The following is a 12,173-nucleotide window of genomic DNA, read 5'->3' on the forward strand; positions in this document are numbered from 1 at the left end:
TTCACATGCGAATGAAAATATTGATTGCCGCGCTGGCACTGGCGGCGGGTGGTGCGTGCGCGCTGGAGATCCACTTGCCGCCGGAAACGGCGACGTACAAACCCAGCGAATTGCCCGGCTACCAGCTGGTGCAGCGCAACTGCATGACGTGCCACGCGGCCCAGTATGCGTCGAGCCAGCCGCCGGCCTCTCCGCGCGCCTATTGGGAAGCCACAGTCAAGAAGATGAAGAAGCCGTTTGGCGCGCAGTTCGACGACGCGGACATGCCGGCCATGGTCGATTACCTGGTGAAAACCTATGGCGTGGAGCGGGGCGCGGCAGCAACGGGCGCGACCGTCGCCAAACCCGTGGCAACCGCTGTCCCGGCCGCCAGCGGCAAGGATGTCAAAACCTTGCTGGCGGCGAATGGCTGCATGGCTTGCCACGCGCTCGACCAGAAGGTGGTCGGCCCCGGTTTTACCGAGGTGGCAGCCAGATACAAGGGCAAGGACGGTGTCGCTGCCGTGGCGGCCAACATCCGCAGTGGCGGCGCGGGCAAATGGGGCCCCGTGCCCATGCCGCCATTCAGCCAGCTGAGCGAAGCGGATGCGGCGAGCCTGGCGAAGTATGTGCTGAACAGATAAGTTCGTCCCGGACGCGCCGCAACCCTTAATACCACTTGCCGCCACCCATCCAGCGCGGTATTGCCCGCTGCCATCATGCAGCGGGCCTTTTTTTACTTGTCCCATTCGCCACCGCATCGCTTGCCAACGCAGCGATCGCCAGCACTGGTATTGTAAAAAACACCGTTATATAAAACCACTTGACTACCAATTTAGAGCGTCGCATTCTCTCTGCAGAAAGCCGACGCTTCGCTGTGCTTTCTTTACGTACAACATAAAAAGCTACTTCGATAGTTTTCGTATAACGTTCAGGAGACATTGTGAAGACACGGCAAATTAGCCGGCTGGCCTCGCCTTTGATGGCTGGCCTGCTGGGCAGCGCGCTGCTCGCTTGCGGCGGCAATTCCACCACCGAACCCCCATCGACCCTGCTGGCCGCCACGGCCGCCAGCGATCAGTGCGCGGCCTGGAGCGCCGCTGCCGTCTACACGGCGGGCCAGTGCGCTGTGTATGACGGCAAGGTCTACCGCGCCAAATGGTGGGTGCAGGGCACGGCGCCGAACAACGACCAGTGGGGACCGTGGAGTCTCGATACGGCCACGCCCACCCCGACGCCGACACCCACCCCCACCCCGACACCCACCCCGACGCCAACGCCAACGCCAACGCCCGGCATCCCCACCAAGGCCCAGGCCGAGGCCAACGAGGCGGCGCTGACGAACAACGATTTCTTCCGCAAGGTCAAGGCGTCGATCCGCACCCTGGGCAATACAGCCGTCGAGGCCGTGCAGCCCGGCCTGGCCAGCAATCCGCTCAACGTCAAGCGAGTCGAGCGCCTGCTGCCGGCGGCAAAGTGGGATTACTATTTTGCCGCGCGCGACACCAGTTATACCTATCAGCGTTTCCTGCAAGCCGTAGCCAAGTTCCCCGCCGTGTGCGACGACTACAGCGACGGGCGCAATGCGGACGCCATCTGCCGCCACAGCCTGGCCACCATGTTCGCCCATTTTGTGCAGGAAACGGGCGACCATAACGCCAGCAGTCCGCTGCCGCAATGGCGCCAGGGCTTGAAGTATTTGCGCGAGCTGGGCTGCGACGAGACGGGCGCCGGCTGCGGCTACAACGTCGAGTGCGCCGATCCCGTCTTCAACAAGGTCTGGACCTGCGGCAAGAATGCCGATGGCAGCTTCAAGAAGTATTTCGGCCGCGGCGCCAAGCAGCTGTCGTACAACTACAATTACGGCCCATTTTCGCAAGCCATGCATGACGGCGACCAGTCCGTGCTGCTGAAGAACCCGGACCTGGTGGCCTCGACCTGGCTGAACCTGGCCTCGGCCACGTTTTTCTTTGTCTATCCGCAACCGCCGAAGCCGTCGATGCTGCATGTGCTCGACGGCACTTGGGTGCCGAACGCGGCCGATACGACGGCTGGCGCGGGCAATAATTTCGCCACCACCATCATGATCATCAACGCCGAATGCGGGCAGGGCACGGAAAAGCAGGCCGCGCAAAACCGCATCGATTACTACAAGCAATTTGCCGCCGACATGGGCTGGGATTATTCCGGCGAACAATTGTCTTGCGCCAACATGCAACGCTTCACCCCGGCCAGTTCCGCTTCCTACAACATCTATTGGGAAAAGAACTGGAGCGCCGGTGGCGACAACCAATGCCAGCTGGTCAGCTATCAAACCCCGTACAGCGCCTTGCAGGCCGGGAACTACGTGAAATGCGTGGAAGCCAACTGGAATGTGAAGTTGCAGTAGCAGTAAATGCAGGAATAGCCGGCCAGGGATAACAGTTGACAAGAGCCCCTTCAGGGGCCTGCAACAGCTCACAACGTACAACCTGTACAACCATAACGGAGACCAATACAACATGAAATCGAATGCATTATTGATGGCCCTGCTCAGCGGCGTACTCGTCGCTTGCGGCGGCGGTGGCCAAGACGGTACGACCGCCACCCCGAACACCTTGCTCGCCGCCGTCGAAGCGTGCGCCGTCTGGGACGCCGCCACCGTCTACACGGGCGGCCAGTGCGTGCTCTACCAGGGCGTCACTTACAAGGCCAAGTGGTGGACGCAGGGCAATGTCCCCAGCGCCGCCGACCAGTGGGGCCCATGGGCCGTGACGGATACGCCGACACCGACACCGACCCCTACGCCAACCCCGACACCAACGCCAACGCCGACACCGACACCGACACCGACACCGACACCGACACCGACCCCGACCCCGACCCCGACCCCAACGCCAACCCCGACGCCCACGCCCACGGCTTGCCGCCCGGACGGCTTGATCTCGGCCGTGCCGAATGTGCCGTATTGCAAGGTGTATGACGCGAATGGCCGCGAAGTGCTGAGCAATGGCTTGAACCGGCGCATCGTCGGCTACTTCGCCAGCTGGCGCACCGGTGTCGATGGCAGCCCCACCTACCTGGTAAACAATCTGCCGTGGGACAAGATCACCCACCTGAACTATGCGTTCGCTTCCGTCGATCCGGCAACCTCGAAAATCGCCATCGGCAGCGGCGCGGCCAATCCGGACACGGGCCTCACATGGCCGAACGTGCCAGCCGCCGCCATGGACCCATCCTTGCCGTACAAGGGGCACTTCAACTTGCTGTCGCAATACAAGAAGAAGTATCCGGGCGTGAAACTGATGATTTCCGTGGGCGGCTGGGCCGGCAGCGGCGGCTTCTACACGGCCACGACGAATGCGGACGGCAGCATCAACACGGCCGGCATCAACACCCTGGCCGATTCCATGGTGGCCTTCGTGCGCCAGTACAACTTCTTCGATGGCGTCGATGTCGATTACGAACATCCGACCACCAATAATGAAGCGGGCAATCCGAACGACTTCGCCGTCTCGAAGCCGCGCCTGGCGGGCCTGATGACGAGCTACAACATGCTGCTGAAAGTGCTGCGCCAGAAGCTCGACGAGGCGGCCGTGCAGGACAATAAATACTATCTGCTCACCATCGCCGGCTCCGCCTCGGGCTGGGTCTTGCGCGGGGAGGAAAACATGTCGGGATTGAAATATCTCGATTACGCCAGCCTGATGAGCTACGACTTGCACGGCGCGTGGAACCAGTATGTGGGGCCGAACGCGGCGCTGTTTGACGATGGCAACGATGGTGAATTGCGTGCCGGTAACGCCTACCAGTTCCAGAACATCGGCTACCTGAACACGGACTGGGCCTACCGCTACTACCGCGGTGCCATGCAGGCGGGGCGCATCAATATCGGCGTGCCGTTCTACACGCGGGGCTGGAAGGATGTGACGGGTGGCACGAATGGCTTGTGGGGCACGACGCCACTGATCAGTTCCACGGTCACCTGCGCCGGCACCAAGACGTGCGGCACGGGCGCCACCGGCATCGACAACGTCTGGTACGACCTGGACTCGCAGGGTAAACCCACGCCAGGCGGCGGCAACCCGATCTGGCATGCGTTGAACTTGCAGAACGGTATCGTGCCGAGCTACCTGGACGCCTATAAAGTCACGGACAAGGCCCTGGTGGGCACCTATGTGCCGCATTACAGCAGCACCATGGTGGCGCCGTGGCTGTGGAATGCGACCAAGAAAGTGTTCATTTCCACGGAAACCACGCAGTCGATCGCGGCCAAGGCCCAGTACATCGTCAACAACAATATCGGCGGCGTGATGATCTGGGAAATGGCGGGCGACTATGCCTGGGATGCCACGCGCAACGGCGGCAAGGGCGAGTATTTCATGGGCACCACCCTGACGGACGTGCTGTACCAGGCCTTCCGCACGGCTGGCGTGTATGGCAACAAGCGCGCCGAAATCGCCATGCCGGGCACGGCGGCCAACGTCAGCATCACTTTGGGCGGCTGGAAGCTGGGCGACAACAACTTTCCCATCAACCCGGTGATGACGGTGAAGAATAATACGGCGTCGACCCTGCCAGGCGGCACTGTGGTGGAGTTCGACTATCCCGTCTCGGCACCATCGGACATGAGCGACCAGTCAGGCTTTGGTTTGACGGTGATCAATGCCGGCTACACGGGGCCGAACAATATCGGCGGCTTCACGAAGAACTACAACCGGGCCCGCTTCGCGATTCCCGCCTGGCAATCGCTGGCGCCGGGCGGCTCCGTGGCGCTGACCTTGAATTACCGTTTGCCGATCTCGGGACCGGCCAACTACACCGTCACCGTGGGCGGCACCAAGTATGCGCTGACGCAGGAGTATCCGGAATTGCCGGTAGCCTTGCCATAAGTTGAATCCGGTAGTGTAAACAGCGAAGGGCGGAACCGTGGTTCCGCCCTTTTTAGTTTCTGGCGTTAGCTAAGCTGGCTTAAAACCAGGTTTCTACCTGGAAACCGTAAGAAGTCCCGCTGGTATTGTTGTTGTAGATCGGGCCGCCGTTGTTCGACGCATTGACCGAGGCGGTGGCCGCATCGTTCCATTTGCCGTACGTCACGAAAGCGCGCAGTTCAGGACGCGACCACAGGCCAGGACCGGCCGAGATCGTCGGCGCGATGGTCAGCTTGGTCAAGCGCTTGGCTGGCTGGCCGCCCGACTGCGTCACGCGGTCCGTGCCCAGTTCGCCCACCAGCTTGAAGTTGTCGGTGAATGCGTACACAGGGCGCACGCCAACCGAGGTCCAGGTCGAGGAACCGGTGGCTTTCGACTCGTCTTTTTGCCACAGGGCGACGAATTCCATGCCAAAGTTCGGCAACGGCTGGATCGCCATGTCATTGAACACGCGCGTGCGTTTCACGTCCGAACCGAAACCGGTGTCGCCCGAAGCGCCGAACTGCGCGCCCTTGCCCGTGCCGGGACCGACGCCGTACTGCACGCCGAAGGTATTGCCGCCGCCGAAGACTTTGCCTTGACGGTGGAATGCCGACAGCTGCCAGCCATTGTGCTTCTGGCCATTCGCATCGTTGTCCTTGCCTTCACCGATGATGTAGGTCGCGGCCAGGTCCAGCGTGCCGTTTTCATTGACGGGAATTTCGCCGTAGATGAAGTTCTGGCGCACGGCAGACTTGGTGCTGACGACACCGGTCGGCGACACGGTGTTGATGTCGTTGTCCTTGAAGAAGGCATACGAGAACTTGCCCGGGCCCGCAGGAATACGGTCCAGACCGGCACCCGTGCCGTTCATGTTGATGTATTGCAGATCCAGCATGTGGATGTCAGGACGGTAGTAGAAGCGTTTACCGATCCAGGCCGTGCCGCCGTTCAGGAAATCGAGTCCCTGCGCTTCGACATAGGCCTTGACGATGCCCAGCTTGTTGTCGCCGAAATCCGAGTTTGGCGCGTAGGCGTTGACCCAGATGGTGGCCAGGTAGTTCACGCCGCCGGACTTGGCAACAGACTTGGTGTAGCCGAATTCCGTGTAGGCGTCGCACTCATTGCCCAGACGATATTTCATGGTATTGCCACCCAGGCCGAAGCAGCCTTGCGAACCGCCGTCGCCCGACGTATTGCTGCCGGCGCCAGCGCGCAGGTAGCCGTGGAAGCCTTCGGCGTCGCTTGGGTACATGGGGTCGGCCATGGCGGAAGCGCTGGCGATGGACAGGATCAGGGCAGGTAAAGTTTTCAATGCAGTACGGTTCATGCGGTCTCCAGAAGAATGTAAGTGGTAGCGGTGGCGCCCCTGAAGGCGACCACCGCACGCGGTCTAATGCCGAAAACCAAGTCTAGCAGCGCTTTTTTAACCACCCTGATACAAAACGTGCAAGTGCTGATACTTTCTTTCAGAGTGTTGTTTTTGCTACATATCGATACTCTTGCGCATAGCGGGCTTGCAAAAGAGTATCGAATTGCGGTTTTGGAGTATCAGAAAGTATCAAAGTCCGGTGCTACATTGTGGTCGTGGTGCCAAGTACCTGAGCATTGCCAACGACAAAAACACTGGAGACATACAATGAAACGTTACGCCATCGCCGCGCTGTTCGCCGGCTGCCTCAGCTCGTCCGCTTTTGCCGCCACCGACCTGGTCATCGCGACTGTCAACAACGGCCACATGATCGAAATGCAAAAGCTCAGCAAGTTCTTCGAGCAAGCCAATCCTGACATCAAGCTCAAATGGGTGACCCTGGAAGAGGGCGTCTTGCGCCAGCGCATGACCACCGATATCGCCACCAAGGGCGGCCAGTTCGACGTGATGACCATCGGCCTGTATGAAACGCCCATCTGGGGCAAGAAAAACTGGCTGATCCCCATCAAGCCGGACGCCAAATACGATATCGACGACTTGCTGCCGGCCATCCGCGAAGGGCTCTCCGGCGACGGCAAGCTGTATGCGTCGCCGTTCTATGGCGAAAGCTCGATGATCATGTACCGCAGCGACCTGGTCAAAAAGGCGGGCGTGACGATCGAGGACCGTCCGTCCTGGAACCAGTTGCGCGACGTGGCGGCCAAGTTGCACGATCCGGCCAACGGCGTGTACGGCATCTGCCTGCGCGGCAAGCCGGGCTGGGGCGACAACATGGCACTCATCACCACCATGGCCAATTCCTATGGCGGCCAGCTGTTCGACATGAAATGGAAGCCGCAATTTACCAGCAAGCCATGGAAGGACGCGGTCACCATGTATGTCGACCTGATGAAGAAATACGGCCCGCCGGGCGCGGCCGCCAACAGCTTCAATGAAAACCTGGCGCTGTTTAACCAGGGCAAATGCGGCATCTGGATCGATGCGACGATTGCCGCCTCCTTCATCACGGACCCCAAGCAAAGCAAGGTGGCCGACAAGGTGGCGTTTGCCCAGTCGCCTATCGGCGTGACGGAGCGGGGCGCGAACTGGCTGTGGATCTGGTCGCTCGCCATCCCCGCGAGTTCCAAGCACCCGAATGAAGCACAGCGCTTCATCAACTGGGCCACGTCGCCCGACTACGTGAAACTGGTAGCCAAGGAAACGAGCTGGGCCAACGTGCCGACCGGCACGCGCAAGTCGACCTATGCCAGCCCCGAGTTCCAGAAAGTGGCGAAATTTGCCGCCGCCGAAGGCAAGGCCCTGGCCACCACGCGCGCCGTGCAAAGCACCTTGCCGCCGTCGCCTTACGTGGGCGTGCAATTTGCCTCGATTCCCGAATTCCAGGTGATCGGCGTGGCAGCCGGCCAGCAGATGGCGGCAGCGCTGCTGGGCAAGGTGACGGTGGACCAGGCGCTGGAGTTGTCGCAGCAGACGGCGGAAAGAGAAATGCGTAAAGGCGGGTACTACAAATAAGACGTCTCCGGTCTTGCTGTGCCATTTGCTTTGTCAACAGGTGATGTGATCGGCCTTGCTGTTCAGCGGGCCGTCACTCCCTCACGTCCCAAGAGTATCCTATGAAACGCATTATCCCCCGGACTTTGCTGACGCCGGCCGTGGTCGCCGTCTCCGTCATTTCCGTGATCCCGTTATTGATCACCCTGTATTACTCGTTCGTGCGCTATTCCATGCTCGATCCGAGCGGCCATCCTTTCCATGGCCTGGCCAATTTCCACTTTTTCTTTACGGATGCCTCGTTCCTGCCGGCATTGCAGAACACGTTTACCCTGCTGTTTTCCGTCATGCTGGTCACGGTGGTGCTGGGCACGGCGCTGGGCTTGCTGATCAATGAAGCGTTCCCGGGACGCGCCATCGTGCGCGTGCTCCTGATTTCGCCTTTTCTCATCATGCCGGCCGTGAATGCCCTGATGTGGAAGAACATGCTGCTCAATCCGATCTACGGCCTGTTCGCGCAAATCAGCATTTTCTTTGGCGCCACGCCCGTCGACTGGCTGTCGGCCCATCCCCTGTTTTCCATCATCATGATGGTCTCGTGGCAATGGCTGCCGTTCGCCTGCCTGATCTTCATGACGGCCCTGCAGTCGATGGACCGCGAACAGCTGGAAGCGGCGCGCATGGATGGCGCCACCTATCTGCAGCAGCTGCGCTACCTCTACATTCCCCACCTGGGCCGCGCCGTCTCGGTGGTGCTGATGATCGAGATGATTTTTTTGCTTTCGATCTTTGCGGAAATCTTTACCACCACGGGCGGCGGTCCCGGCTTCGATACGACCACCATCACCTTCATGATTTACCAGCAGGCACTGCTGTCCTATGACGTGGGAGCGGCCTCGGCCGGTGCCCTGTTCGCCGTGCTCATCGCCAACATCGCCGCCTTCTTCCTGATGCGCGTCATCGGCAAGAATCTGTCGAAATAAGGAGACCTTGATGCATAGCAAACTCAATCTGTATGGCCGCACGGCCGCCGCCTGGCTGTTCGCGCTGCTGCTGTTCTTCCCCATCTTCTGGCTGGGCCTGATGGCCTTCAAGACGGAAGGACAAGCCATTTCCACGCCGCCGCTGCTGTTTTTCACGCCCACGCTCGACAGCTTCCGCGAAGTGCTGGCACGCGACAATTACTTCGGCTACGCGTGGAACTCGCTGTTTACCAGCGTGCTCTCGACGGCCATCGGCCTGTTGATCGCCATCCCGGCCGCCTATTCGATGGCCTTCTTTCCCACGGGCGGCACCATCGGCTTGCTGAAATTCATGCTCAGCTCGCGCTACATGCCCGGCGTGGGCGCCCTGATGCCGATCTATATCTGCTATCAGTACTTCGGCCTGCTCGACACGCGCATCGGCCTGACCATCATGTTCATGCTGATGAACCTGCCCATCATGATCTGGCTGCTGTACACGAGCATGAAGGAGCTGCCGCGCGAAATTCTGGAGGCGTCGCGCATGGATGGCGCCACCGTGTGGGACGAATTCCGCCACGTCGTGCTGCCCCTGTCCGTGGGCGGCATCGCTTCCACGGCGCTCGTGTGCATGGTGTGGTCGTGGAATGAGTCGTTCTGGTCGCTGAACCTGGGCGCCTCCAACGCGGGCACGCTGGCCTGGCTCATCGCCTCGTATTCCAGCCCGGAAGGCTTGTTCTGGGCGAAATTGTCGGCCGCTTCGCTGATGGCCATCGCGCCCATCATGGCGCTGGGCTGGTTCTGCCAAAAACAACTCGTGCAGGGTATGACCTTTGGCGCAGTCAAATAAACTACAGAATAGAGACACACATCATGGCTTATCTTCAACTGAGCAATATCGAAAAATTCTTTGGCGAGCACCGCGCCATCAAGGGCATCGACCTGGAGATCCGGCAGGGCGAATTCGTCGTCTTCGTGGGTCCGTCGGGTTGCGGAAAATCCACCTTGCTACGCCTGATCGCGGGCCTGGAACCGATCGACGGCGGCAAGCTGTCGCTCGACGGGCGCGACATCACGGCGCTGCCATCGTCCAAGCGCGACCTGGCGATGGTGTTCCAGTCGTATGCGCTGTATCCGCACATGACGGTGTTCCAGAACATGTCGTTCGCGCTGAAACTGGCCGGCGTCGATCCGGCCATCATCCGCGAAAAAGTCGACAAGGCGGCCGCCATCCTCGACCTTGGGCGTTACCTGGAACGCACGCCCAAAGAATTGTCTGGCGGGCAGCGCCAGAGGGTGGCCATCGGCCGCGCCATCGTGCGCGACCCGAAAGTGTTCCTGTTCGACGAACCGCTGTCGAACCTCGATGCGGCGCTGCGCGTGCAGACGCGCATCGAGATCGCCAAGCTGCACCGCGAACTGGGCGCCACCACGATTTACGTGACCCATGACCAGGTGGAGGCGATGACCCTGGCGGACCGCGTGGTGGTGCTGCGCGACGGCCAGATCGAGCAGCATGGCTCGCCATTGGAACTGTATGACCGTCCCGCCAACCGCTTTGTCGCGCAATTCATCGGCACGCCCAGCATGAACGTGGTGCCAGCCGATGCGGCGCCGCAGTTGCTGGCGCAGGCGGGCAGCGCGGCGCAGGCGGACGGCTTCGTCGGCATCCGCCCCGAACACGTGCACCTGGGCGCGGCGCAGCTGGGCAGCGTGCCCGTCACGGTCGATCTGGTGGAGTCCTTGGGCGTGGAAACCCTGACCTATGTGCGCTTGCCGAACAATGTGCAGGTGGTGTCGCGCGGGGCGGAGCGCAGCAGCCTGCAGCCGGGCCAGCAGACGCATTTGACGTTCGAGCCGGGCTTCGTCCATTATTTTGACCGCGCCGGCAAGACCTACGCGGCGGCGAAAGGAGCGCTGTAATGGACGCGATCGCATTGAACCAGGCGAACCTGGCCAAGCTGCCGGCGGACGCAGCCGTGCCCGCGTATGCGCGCGGCGCGCTCGTGCCCAGCATCGTGCATATCGGCGTGGGCGGCTTTTTCCGCGCCCACCAGGCCGTGTACCTCGATGATTTACTCGGACTGCAGGGCCAAGGCCAGCAGCACGCGCAGTGGGGCTATTGCGGCGTGGGCTTGCTGGCGCATGACGCGGCCATGCGCGACGCCATGCGGGCGCAGGATGGCTTGTACACGGTGGTCGAGCGCAGCGCCGCCGGCGACAGCGCGCGCATCATCGGCTGCATCGGCGAATACCTGTATGCGCCCGACGAGCCGCAAGCCGTACTGGAAAAGCTGGCCGACCCTGGCACGCGCATCGTCGCGCTGACCATCACCGAGGGGGGGTACTATGTGAACCAGGGCACGGGCGAATTCGACGCCGGTCATGCCGACATCGTGTATGAACTGGCGCACCCGCAGGCGCCGCGCTGCTCGTTCGGCTATCTGGCGGCGGCGCTGGCCGTGCGCCACCAGCGGGGCCTGGCGCCGTTTACCATCATGTCCTGCGATAACCTGCAAAACAATGGCGACGTGACGCGCAAGATGTTGCTGGCCTTTGTCTCCCTGCGCGACGGGGAGCTGGCGCGCTGGCTGGCCACGCATGGCAGCTTCCCCAACAGCATGGTCGACCGCATCACCCCGGCCACCACCGATGAGCACCGGGCGCTGGTGCGCGACAGCTTTGGCATCATCGACGCCTGGCCCGTCGTGTGCGAGCCGTTCCGCCAGTGGGTCATCGAAGACGACTTCCCGCAGGGGCGGCCGGCCTGGGAGCTGGTGGGCGCGCAGATGACGCACGACGTGCTGCCATATGAAAAGATGAAGCTGCGCCTCTTGAATGCCAGCCACCAGGCCCTGTGCTACATCGGTATGCAGTTCGGTTACACGTTTGCGCACGAAGCGATGAACGATCCTGGCATCCGCGTGCTCGTGCGCCAGATGATGGATGAGGAAGTGACGCCCTTGCTGGATGTAGTGGAAGGCATTGACCTAGAGCGGTACAAGGCCACCCTGATCGAGCGCTTTTCGAATCCGGCCGTGCGCGACCAGCTGGCGCGCATCGGCACGGAAGGTTCGGCGCGCATCCCGAAATTCGTGCTGCCATCCGTGCGCGAAGCACTGGCCCGTGACGGCGCCATCAAGCTGCTGGCGTTTACCGTGGCGTGCTGGTTCCGCTACCTGGAAGGCCACGACGAGCAGGGGCGCGAGATGCCCTTGAACGACCCGTATGCGGCGCGCCTGCGCGCACTGGCGCTGCAGGGCGGGGCGGACGCGAAGGCCTTGCTGTCGCTGCGCGAGTTGTTCGGCGAGTTGAGCGACACGCCAGCCTTTACGCAGGCGGTGGGGCAGTCGCTGGCCAGCCTGTATGGGCTGGGCGCGCGCGCGGCGCTGGAACAGATCGTCGCCTGACGGGGGAGGG

Annotated in this window: 9 protein-coding genes; 8 read left to right on the forward strand and 1 reads right to left on the reverse strand. The window is 61.6% G+C overall.

What is annotated here, in order from left to right:
* Positions 1 to 5 precede the first annotated feature (5 nt).
* The 3 genes from sorB (at position 6) to U0004_RS10365 (ending at position 4,850) form a co-directional block, all read left to right on the forward strand.
* On the forward strand, positions 6 to 623 hold the full coding sequence (sorB, locus tag U0004_RS10355; RefSeq protein ID WP_070254560.1) for a SorB family sulfite dehydrogenase c-type cytochrome subunit: 618 nt from the start codon (positions 6 to 8) through the stop codon (positions 621 to 623).
* Between the two features lie 299 nt (positions 624 to 922).
* Positions 923 to 2,368 (forward strand): glycoside hydrolase family 19 protein, encoded by a 1,446-nt coding sequence (locus U0004_RS10360; protein ID WP_231958581.1) that lies wholly within the window; start codon positions 923 to 925, stop codon positions 2,366 to 2,368.
* A 112-nt stretch (positions 2,369 to 2,480) separates the two neighbouring features.
* Positions 2,481 to 4,850: a chitinase C-terminal domain-containing protein gene (locus tag U0004_RS10365; protein WP_115057446.1), complete on the forward strand. Its 2,370-nt coding sequence runs from the start codon at positions 2,481 to 2,483 to the stop codon at positions 4,848 to 4,850.
* 79 nt (positions 4,851 to 4,929) lie between these two features.
* Here the strand turns inward: U0004_RS10365 and U0004_RS10370 are convergent, their stop codons facing one another.
* Positions 4,930 to 6,198, reverse strand: coding sequence for a maltoporin (locus tag U0004_RS10370; RefSeq protein WP_070253869.1), 1,269 nt, complete (start codon positions 6,196 to 6,198; stop codon positions 4,930 to 4,932).
* A 309-nt stretch (positions 6,199 to 6,507) separates the two neighbouring features.
* On the opposite strand from U0004_RS10370, the gene U0004_RS10375 reads away from it, so the two are divergent.
* The 5 genes from U0004_RS10375 to U0004_RS10395 all read left to right on the forward strand — a co-directional run bounded on the left by U0004_RS10375 (position 6,508) and on the right by U0004_RS10395 (position 12,163).
* The gene (locus U0004_RS10375; RefSeq protein WP_034777941.1) at positions 6,508 to 7,812 is read left to right on the forward strand and encodes an ABC transporter substrate-binding protein; all 1,305 of its coding nucleotides are present in this window, start codon (positions 6,508 to 6,510) and stop codon (positions 7,810 to 7,812) included.
* A gap of 101 nt (positions 7,813 to 7,913) precedes the next feature.
* The gene (locus U0004_RS10380) at positions 7,914 to 8,774 is read left to right on the forward strand and encodes a carbohydrate ABC transporter permease (protein WP_034777943.1); all 861 of its coding nucleotides are present in this window, start codon (positions 7,914 to 7,916) and stop codon (positions 8,772 to 8,774) included.
* A gap of 10 nt (positions 8,775 to 8,784) precedes the next feature.
* A complete protein-coding gene (locus U0004_RS10385) occupies positions 8,785 to 9,603 on the forward strand; it encodes a carbohydrate ABC transporter permease (RefSeq protein ID WP_034777945.1) in 819 nt (272 codons plus the stop codon).
* A gap of 23 nt (positions 9,604 to 9,626) precedes the next feature.
* Positions 9,627 to 10,676, forward strand: coding sequence for an ABC transporter ATP-binding protein (locus tag U0004_RS10390; protein ID WP_070253870.1), 1,050 nt, complete (start codon positions 9,627 to 9,629; stop codon positions 10,674 to 10,676).
* Positions 10,676 to 12,163, forward strand: coding sequence for a mannitol dehydrogenase family protein (locus U0004_RS10395; protein ID WP_070253871.1), 1,488 nt, complete (start codon positions 10,676 to 10,678; stop codon positions 12,161 to 12,163). The genes U0004_RS10390 and U0004_RS10395 overlap by 1 nt, the downstream gene beginning before the upstream one ends.
* Positions 12,164 to 12,173: the final 10 nt, after the last annotated feature.

Source organism: Janthinobacterium lividum (genome assembly GCF_034424625.1).
Classification (GTDB): Bacteria; Pseudomonadota; Gammaproteobacteria; order Burkholderiales; family Burkholderiaceae_D; genus Janthinobacterium; species Janthinobacterium lividum.

Coding starts and splice junctions, on each gene's coding strand:
- U0004_RS10395 (WP_070253871.1), top strand. CDS start 10,676: ATGGACGCGATCGCATTGAACCAGGCGAACCTGGCCAAGCTGCCGGCG.
- U0004_RS10385 (WP_034777945.1), top strand. CDS start 8,785: ATGCATAGCAAACTCAATCTGTATGGCCGCACGGCCGCCGCCTGGCTG.
- U0004_RS10375 (WP_034777941.1), top strand. CDS start 6,508: ATGAAACGTTACGCCATCGCCGCGCTGTTCGCCGGCTGCCTCAGCTCG.
- U0004_RS10370 (WP_070253869.1), bottom strand. CDS start 6,198: ATGAACCGTACTGCATTGAAAACTTTACCTGCCCTGATCCTGTCCATC.
- U0004_RS10365 (WP_115057446.1), top strand. CDS start 2,481: ATGAAATCGAATGCATTATTGATGGCCCTGCTCAGCGGCGTACTCGTC.
- U0004_RS10380 (WP_034777943.1), top strand. CDS start 7,914: ATGAAACGCATTATCCCCCGGACTTTGCTGACGCCGGCCGTGGTCGCC.
- U0004_RS10390 (WP_070253870.1), top strand. CDS start 9,627: ATGGCTTATCTTCAACTGAGCAATATCGAAAAATTCTTTGGCGAGCAC.
- sorB (WP_070254560.1), top strand. CDS start 6: ATGCGAATGAAAATATTGATTGCCGCGCTGGCACTGGCGGCGGGTGGT.